The following is a 21,591-nucleotide window of genomic DNA, read 5'->3' as shown; positions in this document are numbered from 1 at the left end:
ATTGCTTGTGACATCGCCGAAGAGCCATCTGACTCTCGCCGGATTTCCTCTCAAATAATCGATCTAATTCCGCAAGGTATCGCGGGAGCAACAACGGTTACTACGAAAGGAAATCGTTATGAACACTGGTACTGTAAAGTGGTTTAACTCCACCAAGGGCTTCGGCTTCATTCAGCCTGATGATGGCAGCACGGACGTCTTTGTCCATATTTCAGCAGTAGAGCGTGCTGGCATGCGTTCGCTCAACGATGGCCAGAAGATCACTTACGACATCGTGCAGGATCGTAGATCTGGCAAGAGCTCGGCTGACAATCTTCGGGCCGCATAAATTTGTCACGGCTCTGCGCGACCACGGATGTACTGGCACGCGGAAACTATGACCGAGGAAGGTCGGGATACGTCCCGGCCTTTTGTTTTTCATTCAAACGGAGAACGACATGGCCCATGGTCGTTACCGGCCGGGCGACAGTGTCGTCCTGAAGCCTGGAATTTTCGGAAGCATCCAACCCGCCGGCAGCGTGGTATCTGTCATGCCGCTCTCACAGGGCGTTGTTCACTACCGCATCCGCTTCCAGAACGAGAATTTCGAGCGCAGCATCCGTCAGGACGATATCGACGTTGAGGCCTCCCCCCTCGTCGCTGTCGCCCACGCAAGCCGAGATACCGCAAATATCGAAATCAAGCTGGATCAACTCGAATTCGATCCGTACCAAGAAATAAATACAGCGCGAGCTGAGAAGGAGACACTTTGCAGGTTCTGGTCAGAGACAACAATGTTGAACAGGCGCTCCGCGTCCTGAAGAAGAAGTTGCAGCGCGAAGGCGTTTTCCGGGAAATGAAAGCCCGCAGCGCCTATGAAAAGCCATCCGAAAAGCGTGCCCGCGAAAAGGGCGAGGCGGTCCGCCGTGCCCGTAAGCTTGCCCGTAAGCAGGCTCAACGTGAAGGCCTGTTGCCGGCGCCAAAGAGGAAAGTCATGACGTCAGGCCGTGGACGTCCACCATCTCTTACAAAAACGCCCGCTGATAACGGGGAAGCATGACAAAGTCGAAAGACAATCTCTTCAAGCCCGAAAAGCCCTCTGCACAGGCCAAGGCTGAGCAGACGACGTCGATTGCCAAGGGTATCGTGGCCGATGAAGCATCTGCTCGGCAGAAAAAGACGGACAGGCTTCGCGCGCTTCGGTTGGCGCAAGAGGCGGAGCTAGCACCAGCGCCGAAAGCAAAAAAGAAAAGCAAGAAGGAATAGCGACCGCCCGAGCGCGCCTCCGTTCCCTTCGATTGACTTGCGGCCGTACCCCTTGCGGATCGACAGCGCCACTGTAGGCTTGCTGTAGAGGACGGCCGCAAGAGATATATTCGTTCTCCTATGCACAGGCGGCGATGGCGCCGATCCGACTGTCTATCTAAGCCGCTTGCGGCGCTCGATTTCTTCTTCGGACGGGCTCGGCCCGACGAAGGAGCCGGTCTTCACCGGGCCATCCGGCTGATAGGTCGCAAAGATGACGCCGTTAGAGGACGACTGGGTGCGCAGCAGTTTCATTGCGGCAGGAACCGCCCCGCCGGCGAACAACTTCTTGCCGCTGCCCAGCACGACCGGAAAGATCACCAGCTTGAATTCGTCGATCAGCTCGTGACGCAATAGGGTCTGAATAAGGTCGCCACTGCCCTGAATGAGAAGATCCGGCCCCTCGCCTGTTTTCAACTTCTTGATCGCCGCCACGATATCTTTGCCGAGCGACTGGCTTTTGTTCCATTTCAGCTCGACATCGCCACGCGTTGCGACGTATTTGACAACGCTGTTGAATCGCTGGCCGATTGGATCATCGTCGCCGACATAGGGCCAAAAGGCTGCGAAAATATCGTAGGTCTTGCGTCCGAGCAGCAGATCGAACGGCTTTTCGAACAGTTCGAAGAGCGCCTTGCCACTTTCTTCATCGGCATGAGGGAATACCCAGCCACCATACTCAAAACCGCCGGTCGGGTCCTCGTCCGGACCGCCGGGTGCCTGCATGACGCCATCGAGACTGATGAATGTTGCCGCTATGACTTTACGCATGATGTCCTCCTTTTCGGGCATGGTGCCCAGAGGACGTCTCGTCGGTTTCGATCCCGACATGTCATCGATTAATTTTTAAACACGCAATCTAACGCTCGCGTTGGACTTGTGACCGATTGACTCTTGAACGCCGCCACGGAATCGGCAAAATTCATCCTATCAATATTTTCCTTGAGATACGAACCCGTCTGCGGGCCCGCCTCGTTTAATTATGCCTGGATAAAAGCGTGAGCAGCGATTCATCAAGAAGCGCCGCGAAGCCACTGGCTTCGCGTGCGCATGTCAATGCGGTCGGTTGGGGCCAAGGCCTGTCGACGATCGTCCGGATCACCCATATGACGCTGCGTCATCCCTGGCAGACCAGCTTTGCCATTGGAGCAACTTTCGTGGCTGCCACGTTGCAGCTGACGATCCCGCGCCTCTTGGGCCGTGCCGTCGACCAGACACAGACGGCGGTCGCCGGCGGTGCAGCCGGCCAGATCGCCGAAAATGCCTTAATGACAACCGCTCTGCTGCTGCTTGTCGTCAGCATTTTGCGCGGCCTGTTCACGATGGTACAGAACTACTACAGCGAAGCCGTCGGCCATCATATGGGCTATGAGCTTCGGCTCGCCTGCTATGAAAAGATCCAGCAACTCTCTTTCAGCTTCCACGACAAGGCCCATTCTGGCGATCTCATCACGGTTGGCCTGCTCGATCTCGAAGGCGTGCGCATGTACTTCTCGACCGCGCTGGTGCGCATGGTGCTATTGACCATGCTGATCGGCGTCGGCGCCTATATGCTGCTGTCCACCGATGTCGCGCTCGGCCTGCTGGCCCTGAGCTTCGTGCCTTTCGTGGCGTGGCGCTCTTCCGTCACGCAGTTGCGGTTGCGTTCGACATGGCTAGATCTGCAGGAGCGCCTCTCGGTGCTGACGCGCGTGATGGAGGAAAATCTCGGTGGCATCCGCGTGGTGCGCGCCTTCGCCGCGCAGGCGCACGAACTCATGAAGTTTGACCGGGCCTCGCACAATGCGCTTTCCCTCGCCCACAAGCGCGTCGGCATCCGTGTCGTCAACACTAGCGCCATGAACCTCTCCTTCTTCGTGTCCATGGGCCTCGTGCTCTGGCTTGGCGGCCTGAAGGTTATCAATGACGAGATCAGTGTCGGCATGCTGGCCTCGTTTCTGACATTCATGACCATTCTGCAGATGCCGGTGCGCCAGCTCGGCCTGATGGTCAATGCTTTCGCACGCGCCTCGACCTGCGGTTCGCGCGTGTTTGAGCTCCTCGATCTCGACATTCCCATCAAGGATGCGCCGGACGCCAGGCCGCTCGTCGTGACCGAAGGCACGCTGCGTTTCGAGAATGTCGACTTCAGCTATCCGGGCTCGGAAATGCGGCCGGTGTTGAAGAATATCTGTTTCGAGGCAAAGCGCGGCGAGACGATCGGCATTGTCGGTCCGCCCGGCAGCGGCAAGTCCACCATTGCCCATCTCATTCCGCGCTTTTACGACGTCACGGCCGGGCGGATCACGCTTGACGGCCAGGATATCCGCAAGGCGACGCTGCAATCGCTGCGGCAGAACGTTGCTGTAGTGCAGCAGGATTCCTTCCTGTTCACGACGAGTATCGAGAACAACATCGCCTATGGCGACCCCTGGGCGAAGGAAACCCGCATAGAGCGCGCCGCAGAGTCGGCGCAGCTGCACAATTACATTCTCGGCCTGCCGGCCGGCTATACGACAATCGTCGGCGAGCGCGGCGTGTCGCTCTCCGGCGGGCAGCGCCAGCGCCTGACAATTGCCCGGACATTGATGCTGAAGCCCGCCGTGATGGTATTCGACGATTCCACCGCCGCGATCGACGCCGCGACGGAGCAGCGCATCCGCAGCGCCATGAAGCGTTTCGCCCGGGACCGCGTGACGCTGATCGTCGCCCACAGGCTGAGTTCGCTGATGCATGCCGACCAGATCCTCTTCATCGAGGATGGCGAAATCGTCGAGCGCGGCACGCATGAGCAGCTCTTGGCCGCAGGTGGGCGATACAAGGCGCTCTACGATCTGCAGGTTCGCCCGGAGGATGATGTCGTCAAGATGTCGGGCGGCACGCTCGAAAGAGCGAAAAGGGAGGTATGACAATGTCGGAAACCATCGAAACCGAGCGCAACGATGTGCGCGAGGATGGTCGTCGCCCTCCCCGTGCCGTGGTCGGCTCGCATCGCGTCGAAGAGGAGATCTTTGGCAAGGTCTTCGACACCAAGATCATCCGCCGTATCTGGGCCTTCGTCAGCCCCTATCGGCGGCAGATCTACATCTCCGTTGCGGCCGTTCTGCTCTTCACCGCATCGCAGATCGTCATACCGCTCGTCATCCGCCATGCGATCGACAGCGCGATGGCGCGCGGAGCCATAGATTATTTTGCACTCTGGTTGTCTCTGGGAGTTTTCACGGCGGCCATCCTCGTCAATTACGGGGCGAGCTATGTGCAGGAAACCTATGTCGGCCAGGTCGCCGAGGAAGTGCTGTTCGACATTCGCCGGGCTATGTTTGCGCATCTGCAGCGCGTTTCGCTATCCTTCATGGACAAAACGGAGGTCGGTCGCCTGATGTCGCGCCTGCAGGGCGACGTTAACTCCATGCAAGAATTCCTTGAAACTTCAGTGCTTTCCGTCGGCGACATAGCCCTGCTCTTCGGCATCGTCATCGTCATGCTGTCGCTGGATTTCCGGCTCGGCCTGCTGACGCTTTCCGTCATGCCGATCCTTTTCATCGTACGGCTGTTCTGGCTGCCGAAGGCGCGGGTCGCCTTCATGAACGCACATGAGACCAACTCCGTCACCAGCGGCGCACTGGCGGAAGCGATCCACGGAGTGCGTGCCGTCCAGGGCATGCATCGGCAGAGCGTGAACTTCTCGCTTTTCGACGAAAAAGCCCACGCGAACCTCCAGACGCATCTGACGGCGGCGCGCTATGCGCAGGTCATGGTGCCGATCGTCGACACGCTGACCGGCATGGCCATGGCGATCGTCATCATCGTCGGCGGTTCGATGGTTCTGAACCACAGGCTCGATGTCGGCATCATGGTCGCCTTCCTGTTCTACATTCAGCGCTTCTTCGACCCGATCCGTTCGCTGACCATGCAATATTCGGTCATGCAGCGCGCCATGGCGTCCGGCCAGCGGCTGACCGAGGTGCTCGACGTTCCGGTCGACATCAAGGATGCGCCCGATGCGATCGAACTGTCGCCGGATATGGATGGCTCGGTCGAGTTCCGCGATGTGATCTTCGGCTATAATCCCAAGCATCCCGTGCTGAAGAATGTCAGCTTCAGGGTCAATCCCGGAGAAACGGTGGCGTTGATCGGGCCAACGGGCTCGGGCAAGTCGAGCTCAATGGCCCTCATCCATCGCTTTTATGATGTGCAGCATGGCCAGGTATTGGTCGGCGGTCATGACGTACGCTCCCTTACCCAGGATTCGCTCGGACGCCAGATTGCCATGGTGCTGCAGGAGCCGTTCCTCTTCACCGGCACGGTGCTGGAGAACATCCGCTACAACAAGACGGAGGCGACGCGCGAAGAGGTCATCGAGGCCGCCAAAGCGGTCGGCGCGCATGAGTTCATCATGCGCCTTCCGGATGGCTACGATTCCGTTCTCGGCGAGCGCGGCGGCGGCCTTTCGCTCGGCCAGCGCCAGCTCGTCAGCTTCGCCCGCGCCCTTGTCGCGGATGCCAAGATCCTCGTGCTCGACGAAGCCACTGCGAATATCGACAGCTACACCGAAATGCTGATCCAGAAAGCGTTGGTGAAGCTGCTCGAAGGCCGCACCGGTCTCGTGATCGCCCATCGTCTGGCCACCATCCGTGAGGCCGACCGCATTATCGTGCTGCAGAACGGCCAGTTGCTTGAAAGCGGCAACCACAATCAGCTGATGGCAAACGGCAAGCTTTACTCGAAGCTCTATAACCTCAATTATGCGTCTTTCGACGATATTCCGGAGGAAGAGGTCTCCGCTTCGGTGCCGGTGGAGTCGCGGACGTAGAGTATTTCGCACAAACTGTGGGGGCATAATCAACAATGACCGACAGTATTCTGGTTCTCTACGGGTCCTACCGATCGGATCGTGCCGGCATTCGTCTTGCGAATTATCTCGTAACCAGCCTAGGTCAGCGCGGAAACGATGTGGAACTCGTCGACGCAAAGGCGGTTGGCCTGCCGATGCTGGATCGGATGTACAAGGAATATCCCAAAGGTTCCGCGCCCTCAGCAATGGAGCAGCTTGCCGAGAAAATTCGAACTGCCGATGCCTTCGTTTTCGTCACGGGCGAATATAATTGGGGCATGCAACCCGGCCTGAAAAATCTGACCGATCATTACCTTGAGGAGTGGTTTTGGCGCCCGGCGGCTATTGCAAGTTACTCCGCCGGCCGCCTTTCCGGCGCCCACGCGGCGGTCTCCTGGCATGGCACTCTTTCCGAGATGGGAATGGTGGTTATCTCGAGCACGCTTGCCGTCGCCAATATTTCGGCGGCATTGGACGTTGATGGCAAGCCGACAGGGAGCGGAGGCGATGCGCTGGCAAGAGCTTTCCCCCGTTTTGCCGAGGACCTCGCCTGGTGGACCGAGGCAGCAAAACAGCAGCGAGCCCGTAAGGCTCCTCCGTACTGAAAACCCGCGGCCTGGCCACAGCCAGACGCATTCCGCTCATTCCATCTAGCCTCGCGCGCCAGCAGATTGAATACCTGCTTCACGGAGGTCTAGCTTCGCGATGGTAACTTGCATCATGATAGTTACTTATGCTATCTGCCTCGCCCATGCAGAGAACCAGCTTCAGCAATTTCAAATGCCCCGCCGCCCGTGCGCTCGAAAGCGTGGGCGACTGGTGGAGCATCCTGATCCTACGTGATGCGCTGCAGGGATTGAGCCGGTTCGACGAATTCCAGAAAAATCTCGGCGTTGCGCCGAACATCCTGACGCGGCGGCTCAAGCATCTCACAGACGAAGGCCTGTTCGAGCGACGACTCTATCATGAGCGGCCGCCGCGCTACGAATATGTGCTGACCGAAAAGGGCCGGGATTTCTTCCCTGTGCTAATGGCGCTCTTCACCTGGGGCAATCGGCACTTGCCTGCCGAAGAAGTCGCAATGCGCCTCGTCGACGCCAATACCGGTGAGGATCGCGACCCGCTTCTCATCGATCGCGTCACCGGCCGCGTCTTTCAGCCCGAAGACACGATACTCGTGCCCGGGCCTGCGGCCGATGACACCGTTCATGAACGCATCGCCCAGATGAAAGCATGGTTTCTGGGCTTCGACGCCTGACATAGTAGGAGCAAGACATGGATCGTATCGTCGTCACCGGCATGGGGCTGGTTTCGCCCCTGGGCGTAGGTGTCAATGCAAGCTGGAAGAGGCTGGTTGAGGGCCGCTCCGGTCTCAGGCTGCTGCCCGAGGAGATGGTAGGCGATCTCGGGGCGAAGATCGGCGGCGTCGTCCCCGATATCGCTCAAGATCCCGAGGCCGGCTTCGATGCCGATCGTTATGTGCCCGTCAAAGACCAGAAGAAGATGGATCGCTTCATCCTCTTCGCCATGGCTGCCGCCGAGGAAGCGATCCTGCAGTCAGGCTGGCAACCGACTGACGTCGGCGCTCTGGAACGGACGGCCACGATCATTGCATCGGGCGTCGGTGGTTTTCCCGCCATCGCCGATGCCGTGCGCACAGCCGAAACGAAAGGAGTGCGCCGCCTTTCGCCCTTCACGATCCCCTCCTTCCTCGTCAATCTTGCCGCCGGCCAAGTGAGTATCCGCTATGGCTTCAAGGGACCGCTCGGTGCGCCGGTCACCGCCTGTGCGGCCAGCGTGCAGGCAATCGGCGATGCGGCGCGGCTGATCCGGTCCGGAGAGGCCGATGTTGCCATCTGCGGCGGAGCGGAAGCCTGCATCGACAAGGTCAGCCTTGGCGGCTTTGCTGCGGCGCGTGCGCTTTCGACAGGTTTCAGCAATCGCCCCGAGGAAGCCTCCCGTCCCTTCGACAGCGGCCGTGACGGCTTCGTCATGGGTGAAGGCGCCGGCATGCTTGTCATCGAAAGCCTCGAGCATGCGCTCGCCCGCGGCGCAACGCCGCTTGCCGAACTTGTCGGTTATGGCACCGCCGCCGATGCCTATCACATGACGGCAGGGCCGGAAGACGGCGATGGTGCACGCCGGGCCATGCTTGCCGCCCTCGCCCAGGCTCGCATTTCCCCGTCCGAGGTCAAACACCTGAATGCGCACGCGACATCGACCCAGGTCGGCGACCGAGGCGAGATGGAGGCGATCAAGACTGTCTTCGGTCGCGACGGCGCGATCGCCATCAGTGGCACGAAAGCCGCGACCGGCCATCTTCTGGGTGCTGCCGGCGGCATGGAAGCGATCTTCACGATTATGGCTCTGCGTGATCAGGTCGCCCCGCCGACGCGCAATCTGCAGGATCCGGATCCCGCAGCGGAAGGTATCGACATCGTCGGCAGCACCGCGCGGCCAATGGCCATGGAGTATGCGATCTCCAATGGTTTTGGTTTCGGCGGCGTCAACGCCAGCGCCCTCTTCCGCCGCTGGCAGTAATCGCTTCTGCTTGCGATCAAAGCGCGCTAAGCTTTCTCCATATGGCTGGGGACAGACATGCGCGCTTTTTCTTTCGCCGTTTTTCTCTGCTGCTTTGCCGTTGTGCCGGTCGCTTACGCGAAAGATCCGGTGCAGACGGCACAGAGCCTCATTGAGCAACAAATCGAGGCCTTTCTGCACGATGATGCGGCGACCGCCTATTCCTTCGCCGCACCCGGCATCAAGGCGCTCTTCCCGGATAAGGACAGCTTCTTCGCCATGGTGAAGAAGAGCTACCAGCCGGTCTATCATCCCGGCAACTATGCCTTCGGCAAAAGCCGCGCGATCGACAACGGCGCAATCGTCTATCAGGAGGTGCTGATCACAGGGACCGATGATAGGGACTGGACGGCGATCTACCAGATAATTCGTCAGCCGGACGGCAGTTACAAGATCAATGGCGTGCAGATTCTTGCCAAAACGGCAAGCGAGGGCATTTGAACTGCGGCTAAGCCCAAACAGCAAAACAGCGCGTCTTTCCTAGGAAAAACGCGCTGTGTGAACTGCGACCAGCTGTTTCTAACCGCGAATTCTAGCTGCACTTCCGACAGCGCTATCGCCTTCGAAGCCCGGTCGCGGCTGAGGAATGACGACCGTCGAAGCCGGCATAGGCGTATTCGTATATGTGGTCTCGCCGCTCGAAAGCGGTCCCGAAATTGCCATGTCTGTGGGTGCTGGCGTCGGGATCGGTACCGCGGCCGGTATCAGAACGGCGCTCTGCGGCATCGTCACCACCGGGTTGGAGACAGGCGTAAAGGCCGCGACGGCCGAAGTCGTCGGCGCCGGCTGCGTTTCCGGCAGGACGAAGGGAGATTGCGGCGCGCCCTGCGTGGGCACGTAATTCATCGCAACCTCATAGGCCGGAAGCGGCGCGGGCGTCTGCAATTCGCCATCGCGACCACGCTTCTCATAGAACGCGTTGCCGCCGGCATAAGCGACGTAGTGCATATTATCGTACGGGAATCTCAGGCCTTCGGTATGAAAGAACATCGCGTCCTTCACCTGGGGGTGCCGTTCGCCGCGCAGGATCTTCGAGGCAGCAACTTCGAGATCCGGCTTTGCCTGATCCTTGACTTCCCTGCTCATTACGCCTGGCGCGAACTGCTTTTCCTGAGCAACGACGCCACAGATCGTGGGCGGATAGGCACCGGAGGTCAGTCTATTCATCACGACCGTGCCAACGGCCATGTAACCGCTGGGATCGGAGCGTTCCGACTCGAAATACATTGCACGTTCGAGACAATCCTTGTCCTTCATCGTGTAATTATACGTCACTTTTGCGCCACGAATGGGCTTGGTGGTATTGCTGGGGGTGGGGGTTGTCTTCTGTGTTGTCGTACAGCTGGTAGCGGCCAGACCGACAACCAATAGCCCCGAAAGACATGCCCCGAATTTGCGTTGCGCCCTCAACGGCAAGTGCCTCCTATTTTCGGTAGTACAGCCCTTATCGATTAAGAGAATGCGTTTTAGCCGGATTTTTTCAAAATTCCAAGCGGCCACGCAATCAAATCTGCCAATGACATTTTTCAAAGGCGGATGGACCGTTTATTCCGATTCGCTATTTTTCCCAATGCTTTATTGTCGCCAAGCTCATTTTGAAACACGACCGGAAACGGAAATTGCCCAAGGCAAGCCCGTTCCAGCCGGCTCAAAATGATGTTTGTTAAGGATAGCAATCAATCGATAATAAATGATTTACCAACAGAGCGAGGTCCATGCGCCAGCCGACTTCGACGAGGATTCGCCCCGGTGCAAAACAGTAAAACGACCAATTGCCACGTATGGCCGAAGGTGGTTTCAAGATTTCGCAGCCGCTCGATTTCGCTCGCTCGAACAGCAGATCGACCGCCTCCCGGGACGGCTGCATGAAGCCGATATGATAGGTATTGCGACCGATGGAGACGCTATCGGCGCCGCCGAATTTCCCGACCGGCCGGCTGATGACAAGTTCAAGCCCGGCATCGTCGCGAAGGATGGCGAGACCATTCTCGCTTCGCGTTTCCACTTCCGTCAGGCCGAATACGGAAACAAAAAAATCCCGCGTCGCGGCGACATCGGGAACATGCAGATCCAGGTGGTTTAGTCTCATGACAGCTCCAAAAGGCTTTCCCGCGGAGACATGTCGGTCGATCCGGCCCACGCCAACGCGAGACACTCGACCACAATGGTCAAGTTCCGCGTCGCGGGCTCTCATCACCAATGGCAAGGAGCAGTGCTTCCAGACTGGAAGGGGTTGGGCCTACCGAAACCAACCCTGCCTTTTTCGACACGCTTCTGTTAGCGCGAAATCGCCATAGCAGCAAGATCGCGTGGCGCATCCTCATCTTAGCAGGATCAAACTGGCTCGAGATCGCCCCTCGCCCAATTCTCCATTGTTTCGGCCATGAAATCGGCGAAGCGGCCTTCGGCGATCGCCTGGCGAATGCCCTGCATCAGTTCCTGATAGTAGGCAAGATTGTGCCAGGAGAGCAGCATACCGCCGAGCGCTTCGTTGGCACGGACGAGGTGATGCAGATAGGCGCGGGAATAATCGCGCGAAGCCGGGCAATTGGACTGTTCGTCCAGCGGACGCATATCTTCGGCGTGGCGGGCATTGCGGATATTCACCTTGCCGCGGCGGGTAAAAGCCAGCCCGTGGCGACCGGAGCGGGTCGGCATTACGCAATCGAACATGTCGATGCCGCGCGCGACGGACTTCAGGATGTCGTCCGGCGTGCCGACGCCCATCAGATAGCGCGGCTTCTCCATCGGCAGTTCCGGCAAGGTGATCTCGAGCATGCGCAGCATGACTTCCTGCGGTTCGCCGACGGCAAGGCCGCCGACCGCATAGCCCTTCAGGTCCATGCCGCTCAGCGCCTGTGCCGAGCGGACGCGAAGCTCCGGCACGTCGCCACCCTGCACGATGCCGAACATTGCCTTGCCGGGCTGGTTGCCGAAGGCAACCTTGCAACGCTCCGCCCAACGCAGCGACATTTCCATGGCGCGCTCGATTTCTTTCGGCGTTGCCGGCAGAGCGACGCATTCGTCGAGCTGCATCTGGATATCGGAGCCGAGCAATCCCTGGATCTCGATCGATCGCTCCGGCGACATGTGATGCAGGCTGCCGTCGACGTGCGATTTGAAGGTGACGCCCTGCTCATCGAGTTTACGCAGACCGGACAGCGACATCACCTGGAAGCCGCCGGAATCGGTCAGGATCGGATGCGGCCAACGGATCAGCTGATGCAACCCGCCGAGGCGGGCGACACGCTCGGCTGTCGGACGCAGCATCAAGTGATAGGTATTGCCGAGAATGATATCGGCGCCAGTCTCGCGCACCTGGTCAAGATACATCGCCTTGACGGTGCCGACGGTACCGACAGGCATGAAGGCCGGCGTGCGGATGGTCCCGCGCGGCATGGAAACTTCGCCGAGGCGCGCGCCGCCATCGGTCTTCTTCAATTGAAACTGAAAGCTCTCGCTCATTTCGTCCTAGTCTTTCCGGTGGAGCAGGCTGCCATCGCCGTAGGAATAAAAGCGATAGCCCGTCTCGATAGCATGGGTATAGGCCGCGCGCATCGTATCGAGGCCCGCAAAGGCCGATACGAGCATGAACAGGGTCGAGCGCGGCAGGTGGAAATTGGTCATCAGCATGTCGACGGCCTTGAAACGGTAGCCGGGCGTGATGAAAATGCCCGTTGCACCCTGCCAAGGCTGGATGGTGCCGTCATCAGCGGCGGCGCTTTCGATCAATCGCAGCGACGTGGTGCCAACACAGACGATGCGGCCACCCCTCGCCTTGACGGCATTGAGCTTTGCGGCCGTCGCTGCATCGACATAGCCGATCTCGAAATGCATCTTGTGGTCATCGGTATCGTCGGCTTTGACCGGCAGAAAGGTGCCGGCGCCGACGTGCAGCGTCACGAAATGCCGCTCGACGCCGAGGACATCAAGCGCGGCAAACAGTGATGGCGTGAAATGCAGGCCGGCGGTGGGTGCCGCGACGGCGCCTTCTTCACGCGCGTAGATCGTCTGGTAATCGGCGCGATCGCGCTCGTCTTCCGGGCGCTTCGCCGCGATATAGGGTGGCAGCGGAATATGTCCAACGCTGGCAATCGCCTCATCGAGAGAGGGACCGGACAGATCGAACCGCAGGGTAATCTCACCGCCCTCACCCTTTTCCTCGACAGTGGCGTCGAGCGAACCAAGCGCGCAGACATTTTCGCCGTGACCGAACTGGATGCGATCGCCAATCTTGATGCGCTTTCCGGGCTTGGCAAAGGCCTTCCAGCGATCCGGCGCGGCACGCATATGCAGCGTCGCCGAGACCTGCTGACCGGGCGCGCCCTCCCGATGGCGAATACCTTCCAGCTGCGCCGGTATCACCTTGGTATCGTTAAAAACCATAGCATCGCCGGGGCGCAGGAAAGATGGCAGATCCCGCACCTGATGGTCGCTCAGCGTGTTTGCGCCATCGTTCGGATCGACGACGAGCAGGCGCGCACTGTCGCGCGGCTCGGCGGGCCTGAGCGCTATACGCTCCTCCGGCAGATCGAAATCGAAAAGGTCAACACGCATTCAATTGGTCCAGGCAGTTCATTCAGGCAAAGCGAAACCCGCCCCTCACACCAGCGGCGCAAGAGGCGGGTTTCAGGAATAATCACGATCAGACGTCGGCGGCAACCCGCGCGGATACGATCGAATCCGGATCCTTTACCGGCTCGCCGCGCTTGATCTGGTCGACGAATTCCATGCCGGAGATGACCTGACCCCAAACGGAGTATTGCTTGTTCAGCCACGGAGCGTCGGCAAAGCAGATGAAGAACTGCGAGTTGGCCGAGTTCGGGTTCTGCGAACGGGCCATCGAGCAGGTGCCGCGAATATGCGACGTCGCGGAGAACTCGGCCTTCAAATCCGGCTTGGAAGAGCCGCCCATGCCCGCGCGGCCTGGGTTGAAGGTTTCGCTACCCTGCTTGCCGAATTGCACGTCGCCCGTCTGGGCCATGAAGCCGTCGATGACGCGATGGAAGACGACGCCGTCATAGGCTTTTTCGCGCGCAAGCTCCTTGATGCGGGCGACATGCTCGGGAGCGACCTGCGGCAGAAGCTGAATGACAACCTGGCCCTTGGTGGTTTCCAGGATGAGGGTGTTTTCTGGATCCTTGATCTCAGCCATGTTCGTTTCCTTGTTCTCTCTGTTTGTGCATGATCCTGACCTGGATCATGCAGCTTGCCTTGGCGTGATCTCATCCAAAAGCCGCGCCGCGCCTTTCGGGATCATGCCCGTGAAATCACTTCTTGGTGACAGTGACCTTGAGCATCTTGTCTGGGTTGCTCACTTCACCGTTCTGGCCTTCGCCTCGCTTGATCTTGTCGACGAGCTCCATGCCCGAGACGACCTTGCCGACGACCGTGTACTGGCCGTTCAGGAAATCGCCATTGGCGAACATGATGAAGAATTGCGAGTTGGCGGAGTTCGGATCCTGGGCGCGCGCCATGCCGACGGTGCCGCGCTGGAACGGAACCTTGGAGAATTCGGCCGGAAGGTTCGGCAGATCGGAGCCGCCGGTGCCGGCCTTGTTCGGATCATACCCCTTGGAGGCATTGCCATACTGGACGTCACCCGTCTGGGCCATAAAGCCATCGATGACGCGATGGAAGACGACGTTGTCGTAAGCACCCTTCTTCGCCAACGCTTCGATCTGGGCGACGTGCTTCGGAGCAACCTCCGGCATCAACTGGATGACCACCGGGCCGTCCTTGAGCTGGATGGTCAAAAGATCTGCGGCTGCGGCCGAGAACGCGCTGCCTGCGAAGGCGGCAAGGCTCAGGAATCCTGCCAATGCAATATGAAAGAGTTTCATGGATGCTCCGTTCGGGATTGGATTTGGGCTCAGCTGTTGCCGCTGGCCTTATTTTTGAGTTTGCCGTTCAGCGCTTCCAGAACCACCGACGGCACGAAGGCGCTGACATCGCCGCCCATGGATGCGATCTGCCGCACCAATGTGGCGGTTATGGGCCGCGAGGCCGTGCCGGCGGGCAGAAACAGCGTCTGAATATCCGGCGCCATCTGCCTGTTCATGCCGGCCATCTGCATTTCATAGTCAAGATCAGTGCCATCACGCAGGCCGCGTACCAGCAAGGTCGCGCCGTGGGCGCGGGCGGCATCGACGACCAGATTGTCGAAAGCGACGACGGAAATATCGCCCGCCTTTTGTGGCAAAGCCTCACCGAGCGATCTTCGGATGAGTTCCGCCCGCTCTTCGAAGGAGAAAAGCGGCTTCTTGCCAGGGTGAATGCCGATCGCAACGATCACCTTGGCGGCGACATTCAACGCCTGCACGAGGACATCCAGATGTCCGTTGGTCATCGGGTCGAAGGACCCAGGATAGAAGGCTGTCGTCATACCAAGCCGGCTCGTTGTTTCGACGCCTTTTGTCACGGATGAGGCCGCATCGCAAGTGATTTACAACCCGGCGGCCGCCTCTGAACTGCAGATGAACACGCCGTTCAAGGCCGTTTCAGCTCGACAATGCTCTACTGACATCAACATCGAAACGGGCCTGCTTCAACGGCTCGCCGATCTCGGTTTCAGGGACATCATGCCATGCTCGTCTTCATCATCGCAGGCGCCATCATCGGCTCATTTTTCGTCGAATACCTCGTTCATCTTTTCGCCGACAATTACGAGATCGAATGGGATTCCGCCTCGGAAAACGGCAAAGGTATCGATTTTGCCCAAGAAATCGCCACTGCCATGCGTAAAACGCATCGCGAATCTGAACGCCAGATGAACAAGGCATTCAAGGTCGCTTCAGATGCGCATTGCTAGATAGCTCTCAATATCGGCGGAACCATTTGGGAAACGCCGCGTTAACAGTCCGAAACTCAAATTGCACATTGCGGCAAGAAGGAAGAAGAGTATGCCCGACAAGATCACCCTTATTAACTTTGTTTGGATGGCCATGATTTCGGGAATGCTTGCAGCAACCGTTGCGCTTTATGATCAGAAACCCGACCAGTCGAAGATCTACGGTCCCTTCGCTTCGGCTCGTCCCTTCGTTGCCTCTAGCCAGTACTAAGGGATCTGAACGCTAGTCCCACCAAAGGAGGGAGCGATCATGTTCACAATTTTGACGCTGCTTACACTTTTCATCAGCATCATGTTTGTCGTGTCAGTCGCATCCACCATTTCGGCGCTTCATCGCGAAAGCGAAGAAAGCAAGAGGCTGCATAAGCGTCACAAGACGCTCTGATCTCCGCGTACCGAGCATCTCTCCCCGCCATATGCTCGGATGGACCCTGAACCGGACGCTTTCCCCGCCAGCGTCCGGTTTTTTATTGCCGTTACAAATAAATTCTCTCCCCCAAACCTTGTCGTCTCTACGCAAAAGCATGATTTTGCAGGAGGAAGCGCGCCAGACGCTTCAACCATGCTATGGTGATCGCGGTTCATCGAGGGATCAAGATGCGCATTGTCCTGACAGGCAGCTCCGGGCGACTTGGCCGGGCGATCTCTAATGCGCTGGCACCAAGCCACAGGGTGATAGGCATCGATCGTTCGCCGTTTTCGACGACGCATCTCCTCGGAGATTTTACCAATGCGGCGTTGCTGCGCCAGGCGTTGACGGGTACGGATGCGATCATCCACGGCGCGGCCCTGCATGCCCCTCATGTCGGGACGGTTTCCGACGAAGAATTTCGCCGCATCAATGTGGGCGGAACACGGCGGCTGGCGGAGGCGGCGCTGGCTGCCGGTGTTAAGCGACTGGTGTTTACCAGTACGACGGCACTTTATGGTCGCGCGGTCGTTTCCGGTCATTGCACATGGGTCGATGAAGACACCGTGCCGCAACCGAAAAGCATCTATCATCGCACGAAACTGGAAGCCGAGCAGATCCTTAAGGGTATGGCTGGCCCGGATTTGCAGGTCCGCGTTTTACGCATGTCTCGAAGTTTTCCAGAACCAGCCAATGTGATGGCTGTTCATCGCCTGCATCGCGGCGTCGATATCCGCGACGTCGCGGATGCCCATGTCGCGGCACTGACGAACGGCGGTAAAGATTTTCAACGACATATCGTTTCCGCCAGCACGCTGTTCAAACCGGAAGATTGCGAGGCACTCGCGGTCGACGCCGCCTCCGTCATCCAGTTGCGCGCGCCGGGCCTTGCCGCGAAATTCGCCCAGCAAAATTGGCCGCTGCCTCAAAGTATCGATCGCGTCTACGCATCGAAATCCGCGGGCACGGTCCTCGGCTGGCATTTCCGCTTCGGGTACGACGAGGTTTTTGCGCAGCTGGATCGGGAGAGCCTGGAGGTTTTGCCGCCCTTTTCGCAGGACAACGGACAAGCGGAATAATAGAACGGCCGGATAATCGGCGATGAACTCAAGATCGAGCAACGTTCCCAAAAGCAATCGCATGAGCCTGTTATCAAGCTCATGCGATTGAAATCCTTCAGTTTCGTGGGTCAGCTGATCAGCTGGCGGTTTGTGCGGCTCGGTTCAGCGAATTTTACTCTTCGCTGCCGCCCTCTTCACCAGCCTCTCCCGCGTCACCGGCGACAGCATCGTCCTCGGCTGCCGAGGCATCATCCTCGTCGCCTTCCGGTTCGCTGATGCGCTCGACGGACACAACCTTTTCATCCTTCGCAGTGGAGAAGATGGTGACGCCCTTGGTGGCGCGGCTGGCGACGCGGATGCCGCCGACGGGGACACGGATCAGCTGCCCGCCATCCGAGACGAGCATGATCTGATCACCGTCTTCGACCGGGAAGGCGGCGACGAGTTCGCCGATCTCGCCCGTCTTCGACGTGTCGGTGGCGCGGATGCCCTTGCCGCCGCGGCCGGAGATGCGGAAATCGTAAGAAGACGACCGCTTGCCGAAGCCCTTTTCCGAAACCGTCAGGATGAACTGCTCGAGCGCCTTGAGTTCTTCGTAGCGCTCGTCACCGAGCTGTCCCTCTTCAGTGACTTCTTCGCCAACCAGTGCGATTTCCTCGTCGTCGCCCGTGGCGGAGCGACGTTCGCTGACGGAGCGCTTGAGATAGGCGGCACGCTCCCATGGCTCGGCATCCACATGCCGGACGATGGTCATCGAGATGATGCGATCGCCCGGTGCAAGTGTGATGCCGCGCACGCCGATCGAATTGCGGCCAGCAAAGACACGCACATCCGATACCGAGAAGCGGATGCACTGGCCGAGCGCCGTCGTCATCAGTACGTCGTCATGTTCCGTACAGGTCTCGACGGAGAGGATTTCATCACCCTCCTCCTCGAGCTTCATGGCGATCTTGCCGTTGCGATTGACCTGGACGAAATCCGACAGCTTGTTGCGGCGCACGGTGCCGCGCGTCGTCGTGAACATCACGTCGAGATTATCCCAGGTGCTTTCGTCTTCCGGCAGAGGCATGATCGTAGTGATGCGCTCGCCAGGCTCCAGCGGCAGCATGTTGATCAGCGCCTTGCCGCGCGATGTCGGTGTGCCGATCGGCAGCCGCCAGACCTTTTCCTTGTAGACGATACCGCGGGACGAGAAGAACAGAACCGGCGTATGCGTATTGAGAACGAATAGCCGGGTAACAAAATCCTCGTCGCGGGTGGTCATTCCCGAGCGGCCCTTACCGCCGCGGCGCTGCGCACGATAAGTGGTCAGCGGCACACGCTTGATATAGCCAAGATGGGAAACCGTGACGACCATGTCCTCGCGGGCAATCAGATCCTCGTCGTCCATCTCGAGACCGCCATCGACAATCTCGGTGCGGCGCGGCGTTCCGAACTCGTCGCGAACCGCGGCAAGCTCTTCTTTTACAATGGTTTGGATGCGGGCACGCGACGAGAGAATATCAAGGTAGTCCTTGATTTCCGCGCCGATCTGGTTGAGCTCCTCGTCGATTTCATCACGGCCGAGAGCCGTCAGGCGTGCCAGACGCAATTCGAGAATGGCGCGCGCCTGCTCTTCCGAGAGGTTGTAGGTTCCGTCTTCGTTGATACGATGCCTGGGATCGTCGATTAGCCGGATAAGCGATTCGACATCTGCAGCATTCCAGCGGCGCGTCATCAGCTCTTCGCGGGCTGATTGCGGATCCGGCGCCTGGCGAATGACGCGGATGACTTCGTCGATATTGGCGACAGCAATCGCCAGACCGACCAAGACGTGGGCACGATCGCGCGCCTTGCGCAGCAGATACTTGGTGCGGCGGCTGATGACTTCCTCGCGGAATGCCACGAAAGCGCGCAGCATGTCCATCAGGTTCATTAGCTCGGGCTTGCCGCCGTTCAGCGCCACCATGTTGCAGCCGAAGGAGGTCTGCAGCGGCGTATAGCGATAAAGCTGGTTCAGGATGACGTCGGCATTGGCATCGCGCTTGAGTTCGACGACGACGCGATAGCCCTGGCGGTCGGACTCGTCGCGCAGGTCCGAGATGCCCTCGATGCGCTTCTCGCGTACGAGTTCGGCCATCTTCTCGATCATCGACGCCTTGTTCACCTGATAGGGAACCTCGGTGATGATGATCTGCTCGCGATCACCGCGCATCGGCTCGATCGTCGCGACACCGCGCATGACGACGGAGCCGCGGCCCGTCTCATAAGCGGAACGGATGCCGGCGCGGCCGAGGATCTTCGCACCGGTCGGGAAATCCGGACCAGGGATGATCTCCATCATCTCAGGCAGCTCGATCGCCGGATTATCGATCAGCGCAATACAGCCGTTGATGACTTCGGAGAGGTTATGCGGCGGAATGTTGGTCGCCATGCCTACAGCGATGCCGCCGGAGCCGTTGACGAGTAGGTTCGGGAAGCGCGCCGGCAGAACCTTTGGTTCTTCCGTCGTCGCATCATAGTTTTCCTGGAAATCGACGGTTTCCTTGTCGATGTCCTCGAGAAGCTCGTGGGCAACCTTCGTCAGGCGCGATTCCGTATAACGCATCGCCGCTGGCGGATCACCGTCGATCGAGCCGAAATTGCCCTGCCCGTCGATAAGCGGCACGCGCATCGACCAATCCTGCGCCATGCGTACCAAGGCGTCATAGATCGAAGCGTCGCCATGCGGGTGGTAGCTACCCATGACGTCGGCGACGGGACGGGCCGACTTCACATATTTACGGTTCCAGTGATAGCCGCTCTGATGCGCCGCATAGAGTATGCGCCGATGAACGGGCTTCAGACCATCACGAACGTCGGGAAGCGCGCGGCTGACGATCACGCTCATGGCGTAATCGAGATACGACCGCTGCATTTCCTCCATGATGGAAATCGGCTCGATGCCTGGCGGGAGCTTCCCGCCGCCGGGTGGTGTTTGCTCAGTCAAAACAGATCACGATCTCTTTTAGAATCACTGCGAAATTTATAGCCGAAAGGCCTGGCGAGCGCCAATTTGGGCCGGTGTTTTTGAACAGGTTTTGCCCCTTTAAGCCATGGAATCGAACATTTCCATGGCGAAATCCATCGACGCCGATTCATGACCCTTTGCGAAAGCCCGTTCCTCGCATAACAATGCTTGATAACAGCGATGAAACAAGCTTCGGGGACTATATGGCGAGCGCAGATACGCTGATCAATGCCTTCACGACTCTGCTCGTAACTGTCGATCCGCCGGGGCTCGCGCCGCTTTTCATCGGACTTACGGCCGGCATGAACCGGGCGGAACGCAAGCAGGTGGCGCTACGCGGATCGCTGATCGCCTTCTTCATCCTTGCGGCCTTCGCCTTGTTCGGCGCGAGCGTGCTTGGTGTGCTCGGCATCTCCATCGGTGCGTTCCGCATTGCCGGCGGCTTGCTGCTGTTCTGGATCGCCTTCGAAATGGTGTTCGAGCGGCGGCAGGACAGAAAAGAGAAGACGACGGAAGTCGCCATTACCAAGGATCACATCCGCAATATCGCAGTCTTTCCCCTCGCCTTGCCATTGATCGCCGGTCCCGGCGCCATTTCGGCCACCATTCTGTTGGCCGGCTCGCTACAGACGACGCTCGACCGCGCGCAGCTGATCGGCGTCATCGCTGTCAATCTGGCCCTGGTCTTTGCGGCCCTTGCCATTTCAGACAGGCTCGACCGAATGCTCGGCGCCACCGGCCGCGCCATTCTCACCCGGCTGCTCGGGGTCATCCTTGCGGCGCTTGCCGCGCAGTTCGTCGTGGATGGGGCAAAAGCGGCGCTCGCCCTTTCATGAAAAAACCCGCCAAGTCGGCGGGCTTTTAAAGATCAAGCAGCTGCGCCGATCTCAAAACGGAATGTCATCATCCAGATCGCGCGAGAAGTTACCGCCGCCGCCCTGGCTGCCACCGCCACGATTGCCACCACCGCTGCGGGACGAGCTCTGCGACGAGGACTGGCCGTAATCGTCGCCACCGTAATCGCCACCGCCGCCGTAGCCACCACCGAAGTCACCGCCGCCGCGGCCCCCACGGCTTCCGCCTTCGACGGCACCGCCGCCTTCGCCACGGCCATCGAGCATGGTCAGCGTCGAATTAAAGCCTTGCAGCACGATTTCGGTCGAATACTTATCCTGACCGTTCTGGTCCTGCCATTTGCGCGTCTGCAGCGCGCCTTCGATATAGACCTTGGCGCCCTTCTTCAAATATTGCTCGGCGACCTTGCAGAGGCCCTCATTGAAGATGACGACGCGGTGCCATTCGGTCTTTTCCTTGCGCTCGCCGGAATTACGATCGCGCCAGGTTTCCGAGGTGGCAATATTGAGGTTGGCGATCGGGCGGCCGTCCTGCGTGCGGCGGATTTCGGGGTCCGCCCCGAGATTTCCAATCAGAATTACCTTGTTCACACTACCGGCCATGATACCACCCTGCTTGCCGCCCATCGACGGCTTTGAAATTCTATCCGAGCACCTTAACCCATTGCGGGCGTCAGGTGCTATTTATGCGGCCTTCCCAGTTCCGTTCATCCACAAAGAAATCGCCGCGATAATTTTGTTCTTTATTTGT

The 21,591-nt window shown here is 59.0% G+C and carries 25 protein-coding genes; 14 read left to right on the top strand and 11 right to left on the bottom strand.

Annotated elements, in window-relative coordinates; genetic code table 11:
* Positions 1 to 118 precede the first annotated feature (118 nt).
* On the top strand, positions 119 to 328 hold the full coding sequence (locus AC13RM_RS14220) for a cold-shock protein (RefSeq protein ID WP_075852595.1): 210 nt from the start codon (positions 119 to 121) through the stop codon (positions 326 to 328).
* Between the two features lie 211 nt (positions 329 to 539).
* Here AC13RM_RS14220 and AC13RM_RS14215 read toward each other — a convergent pair whose 3' ends face one another.
* Positions 540 to 713, bottom strand: coding sequence for a hypothetical protein (locus AC13RM_RS14215; protein WP_488555209.1), 174 nt, complete (start codon positions 711 to 713; stop codon positions 540 to 542).
* Positions 714 to 748: 35 nt separating this feature from the next.
* On the opposite strand from AC13RM_RS14215, the gene rpsU reads away from it, so the two are divergent.
* Together rpsU and AC13RM_RS14205 are read left to right on the top strand one after the other, a co-directional pair.
* A complete protein-coding gene (gene rpsU / locus AC13RM_RS14210) occupies positions 749 to 1,039 on the top strand; it encodes a 30S ribosomal protein S21 (RefSeq protein WP_113229882.1) in 291 nt (96 codons plus the stop codon).
* Positions 1,036 to 1,245 carry a hypothetical protein gene (locus AC13RM_RS14205; RefSeq protein WP_113229883.1) on the top strand — a complete coding sequence of 70 codons (210 nt, stop codon included), beginning with the start codon at positions 1,036 to 1,038 and terminating at the stop codon, positions 1,243 to 1,245. The genes rpsU and AC13RM_RS14205 overlap by 4 nt, the downstream gene beginning before the upstream one ends.
* A gap of 153 nt (positions 1,246 to 1,398) precedes the next feature.
* On the opposite strand, the gene AC13RM_RS14200 is transcribed toward AC13RM_RS14205, so the two are convergent.
* The gene (locus tag AC13RM_RS14200) at positions 1,399 to 2,055 is read right to left on the bottom strand and encodes a dihydrofolate reductase family protein (RefSeq protein WP_374822112.1); all 657 of its coding nucleotides are present in this window, start codon (positions 2,053 to 2,055) and stop codon (positions 1,399 to 1,401) included.
* Between the two features lie 227 nt (positions 2,056 to 2,282).
* Here AC13RM_RS14200 and AC13RM_RS14195 point away from each other — a divergent pair, with 227 nt between their 5' ends.
* The 6 genes from AC13RM_RS14195 to AC13RM_RS14170 all read left to right on the top strand — a co-directional run bounded on the left by AC13RM_RS14195 (position 2,283) and on the right by AC13RM_RS14170 (position 9,118).
* Positions 2,283 to 4,172: an ABC transporter ATP-binding protein gene (locus AC13RM_RS14195; protein WP_488555208.1), complete on the top strand. Its 1,890-nt coding sequence runs from the start codon at positions 2,283 to 2,285 to the stop codon at positions 4,170 to 4,172.
* Between the two features lie 2 nt (positions 4,173 to 4,174).
* Positions 4,175 to 6,076 (top strand): ABC transporter ATP-binding protein, encoded by a 1,902-nt coding sequence (locus AC13RM_RS14190; RefSeq protein ID WP_113229885.1) that lies wholly within the window; start codon positions 4,175 to 4,177, stop codon positions 6,074 to 6,076.
* Positions 6,077 to 6,111: 35 nt separating this feature from the next.
* Positions 6,112 to 6,702, top strand: coding sequence for an NADPH-dependent FMN reductase (locus AC13RM_RS14185; protein ID WP_488555207.1), 591 nt, complete (start codon positions 6,112 to 6,114; stop codon positions 6,700 to 6,702).
* A gap of 146 nt (positions 6,703 to 6,848) precedes the next feature.
* Complete coding sequence (locus tag AC13RM_RS14180; RefSeq protein WP_488555221.1) at positions 6,849 to 7,355, top strand: winged helix-turn-helix transcriptional regulator; 507 nt, start codon at positions 6,849 to 6,851, stop codon at positions 7,353 to 7,355.
* 17 nt (positions 7,356 to 7,372) lie between these two features.
* Positions 7,373 to 8,638, top strand: coding sequence for a beta-ketoacyl-ACP synthase II (gene fabF, locus AC13RM_RS14175; protein WP_440480005.1), 1,266 nt, complete (start codon positions 7,373 to 7,375; stop codon positions 8,636 to 8,638).
* Positions 8,639 to 8,695: 57 nt separating this feature from the next.
* Entirely contained in the window at positions 8,696 to 9,118 is a 423-nt protein-coding gene (locus AC13RM_RS14170) for a DUF4864 domain-containing protein (RefSeq protein WP_488555206.1), read from the top strand.
* A 78-nt stretch (positions 9,119 to 9,196) separates the two neighbouring features.
* On the opposite strand, the gene AC13RM_RS14165 is transcribed toward AC13RM_RS14170, so the two are convergent.
* From AC13RM_RS14165 to coaD, 7 genes are all read right to left on the bottom strand, one after another.
* Positions 9,197 to 10,087, bottom strand: coding sequence for a cell wall hydrolase (locus AC13RM_RS14165; RefSeq protein WP_285172680.1), 891 nt, complete (start codon positions 10,085 to 10,087; stop codon positions 9,197 to 9,199).
* 253 nt (positions 10,088 to 10,340) lie between these two features.
* On the bottom strand, positions 10,341 to 10,766 hold the full coding sequence (locus tag AC13RM_RS14160; RefSeq protein WP_488555220.1) for a VOC family protein: 426 nt from the start codon (positions 10,764 to 10,766) through the stop codon (positions 10,341 to 10,343).
* A gap of 245 nt (positions 10,767 to 11,011) precedes the next feature.
* Positions 11,012 to 12,142, bottom strand: coding sequence for a tRNA guanosine(34) transglycosylase Tgt (tgt, locus tag AC13RM_RS14155; protein ID WP_488555205.1), 1,131 nt, complete (start codon positions 12,140 to 12,142; stop codon positions 11,012 to 11,014).
* 6 nt (positions 12,143 to 12,148) lie between these two features.
* Entirely contained in the window at positions 12,149 to 13,234 is a 1,086-nt protein-coding gene (gene queA / locus AC13RM_RS14150; RefSeq protein ID WP_488555204.1) for a tRNA preQ1(34) S-adenosylmethionine ribosyltransferase-isomerase QueA, read from the bottom strand.
* Positions 13,235 to 13,322: 88 nt separating this feature from the next.
* Positions 13,323 to 13,832 carry a peptidylprolyl isomerase gene (locus AC13RM_RS14145; protein ID WP_092715425.1) on the bottom strand — a complete coding sequence of 170 codons (510 nt, stop codon included), beginning with the start codon at positions 13,830 to 13,832 and terminating at the stop codon, positions 13,323 to 13,325.
* 115 nt (positions 13,833 to 13,947) lie between these two features.
* Entirely contained in the window at positions 13,948 to 14,520 is a 573-nt protein-coding gene (locus AC13RM_RS14140; protein WP_374822132.1) for a peptidylprolyl isomerase, read from the bottom strand.
* A gap of 29 nt (positions 14,521 to 14,549) precedes the next feature.
* Complete coding sequence (gene coaD, locus AC13RM_RS14135; protein ID WP_374822135.1) at positions 14,550 to 15,062, bottom strand: pantetheine-phosphate adenylyltransferase; 513 nt, start codon at positions 15,060 to 15,062, stop codon at positions 14,550 to 14,552.
* Positions 15,063 to 15,263: 201 nt separating this feature from the next.
* Here coaD and AC13RM_RS14130 point away from each other — a divergent pair, with 201 nt between their 5' ends.
* The 4 genes from AC13RM_RS14130 (at position 15,264) to AC13RM_RS14115 (ending at position 17,015) form a co-directional block, all read left to right on the top strand.
* Positions 15,264 to 15,488 (top strand): hypothetical protein, encoded by a 225-nt coding sequence (locus AC13RM_RS14130; protein WP_285172684.1) that lies wholly within the window; start codon positions 15,264 to 15,266, stop codon positions 15,486 to 15,488.
* A 91-nt stretch (positions 15,489 to 15,579) separates the two neighbouring features.
* A complete protein-coding gene (locus AC13RM_RS14125) occupies positions 15,580 to 15,738 on the top strand; it encodes a hypothetical protein (protein WP_167078361.1) in 159 nt (52 codons plus the stop codon).
* Positions 15,739 to 15,777: 39 nt separating this feature from the next.
* Complete coding sequence (locus AC13RM_RS14120; protein WP_257713997.1) at positions 15,778 to 15,912, top strand: hypothetical protein; 135 nt, start codon at positions 15,778 to 15,780, stop codon at positions 15,910 to 15,912.
* 212 nt (positions 15,913 to 16,124) lie between these two features.
* Positions 16,125 to 17,015 (top strand): NAD-dependent epimerase/dehydratase family protein, encoded by an 891-nt coding sequence (locus tag AC13RM_RS14115; RefSeq protein ID WP_488555203.1) that lies wholly within the window; start codon positions 16,125 to 16,127, stop codon positions 17,013 to 17,015.
* 154 nt (positions 17,016 to 17,169) lie between these two features.
* Here AC13RM_RS14115 and gyrA read toward each other — a convergent pair whose 3' ends face one another.
* Positions 17,170 to 19,965, bottom strand: a complete 2,796-nt coding sequence (gene gyrA / locus AC13RM_RS14110; RefSeq protein WP_374822142.1) for a DNA gyrase subunit A — start codon at positions 19,963 to 19,965, stop codon at positions 17,170 to 17,172.
* A gap of 224 nt (positions 19,966 to 20,189) precedes the next feature.
* Between gyrA and AC13RM_RS14105 the strand changes: the two genes are divergently transcribed.
* A complete protein-coding gene (locus AC13RM_RS14105) occupies positions 20,190 to 20,822 on the top strand; it encodes a MarC family protein (RefSeq protein WP_113229925.1) in 633 nt (210 codons plus the stop codon).
* Between the two features lie 51 nt (positions 20,823 to 20,873).
* Here the strand turns inward: AC13RM_RS14105 and AC13RM_RS14100 are convergent, their stop codons facing one another.
* On the bottom strand, positions 20,874 to 21,443 hold the full coding sequence (locus tag AC13RM_RS14100) for a single-stranded DNA-binding protein (protein WP_113229926.1): 570 nt from the start codon (positions 21,441 to 21,443) through the stop codon (positions 20,874 to 20,876).
* Positions 21,444 to 21,591: the final 148 nt, after the last annotated feature.

It is taken from the genome of Martinezella sp. CNPSo 3732, assembly GCF_057784515.1.
The sequence above is the reverse complement of the archived record's forward strand: the minus strand, read 5'-3'. Positions and strand labels throughout refer to the sequence as shown.

Bases quoted from the DNA above. Each gene is read 5' to 3' on its own strand.
- AC13RM_RS14180 (WP_488555221.1), top strand. From the start codon at position 6,849: ATGCAGAGAACCAGCTTCAGCAATTTCAAATGCCCCGCCGCCCGTGCG.
- AC13RM_RS14130 (WP_285172684.1), top strand. From the start codon at position 15,264: ATGCTCGTCTTCATCATCGCAGGCGCCATCATCGGCTCATTTTTCGTC.
- AC13RM_RS14100 (WP_113229926.1), bottom strand. From the start codon at position 21,443: ATGGCCGGTAGTGTGAACAAGGTAATTCTGATTGGAAATCTCGGGGCG.
- AC13RM_RS14190 (WP_113229885.1), top strand. From the start codon at position 4,175: ATGTCGGAAACCATCGAAACCGAGCGCAACGATGTGCGCGAGGATGGT.
- AC13RM_RS14115 (WP_488555203.1), top strand. From the start codon at position 16,125: ATGCGCATTGTCCTGACAGGCAGCTCCGGGCGACTTGGCCGGGCGATC.
- AC13RM_RS14200 (WP_374822112.1), bottom strand. From the start codon at position 2,055: ATGCGTAAAGTCATAGCGGCAACATTCATCAGTCTCGATGGCGTCATG.
- AC13RM_RS14145 (WP_092715425.1), bottom strand. From the start codon at position 13,832: ATGGCTGAGATCAAGGATCCAGAAAACACCCTCATCCTGGAAACCACC.
- AC13RM_RS14160 (WP_488555220.1), bottom strand. From the start codon at position 10,766: ATGAGACTAAACCACCTGGATCTGCATGTTCCCGATGTCGCCGCGACG.
- AC13RM_RS14125 (WP_167078361.1), top strand. From the start codon at position 15,580: ATGCCCGACAAGATCACCCTTATTAACTTTGTTTGGATGGCCATGATT.
- AC13RM_RS14170 (WP_488555206.1), top strand. From the start codon at position 8,696: ATGCGCGCTTTTTCTTTCGCCGTTTTTCTCTGCTGCTTTGCCGTTGTG.
- AC13RM_RS14205 (WP_113229883.1), top strand. From the start codon at position 1,036: ATGACAAAGTCGAAAGACAATCTCTTCAAGCCCGAAAAGCCCTCTGCA.
- queA (WP_488555204.1), bottom strand. From the start codon at position 13,234: ATGCGTGTTGACCTTTTCGATTTCGATCTGCCGGAGGAGCGTATAGCG.
- AC13RM_RS14185 (WP_488555207.1), top strand. From the start codon at position 6,112: ATGACCGACAGTATTCTGGTTCTCTACGGGTCCTACCGATCGGATCGT.
- AC13RM_RS14120 (WP_257713997.1), top strand. From the start codon at position 15,778: ATGTTCACAATTTTGACGCTGCTTACACTTTTCATCAGCATCATGTTT.
- fabF (WP_440480005.1), top strand. From the start codon at position 7,373: ATGGATCGTATCGTCGTCACCGGCATGGGGCTGGTTTCGCCCCTGGGC.
- AC13RM_RS14105 (WP_113229925.1), top strand. From the start codon at position 20,190: ATGGCGAGCGCAGATACGCTGATCAATGCCTTCACGACTCTGCTCGTA.
- AC13RM_RS14140 (WP_374822132.1), bottom strand. From the start codon at position 14,520: ATGAAACTCTTTCATATTGCATTGGCAGGATTCCTGAGCCTTGCCGCC.
- coaD (WP_374822135.1), bottom strand. From the start codon at position 15,062: ATGACGACAGCCTTCTATCCTGGGTCCTTCGACCCGATGACCAACGGA.
- AC13RM_RS14220 (WP_075852595.1), top strand. From the start codon at position 119: ATGAACACTGGTACTGTAAAGTGGTTTAACTCCACCAAGGGCTTCGGC.
- tgt (WP_488555205.1), bottom strand. From the start codon at position 12,142: ATGAGCGAGAGCTTTCAGTTTCAATTGAAGAAGACCGATGGCGGCGCG.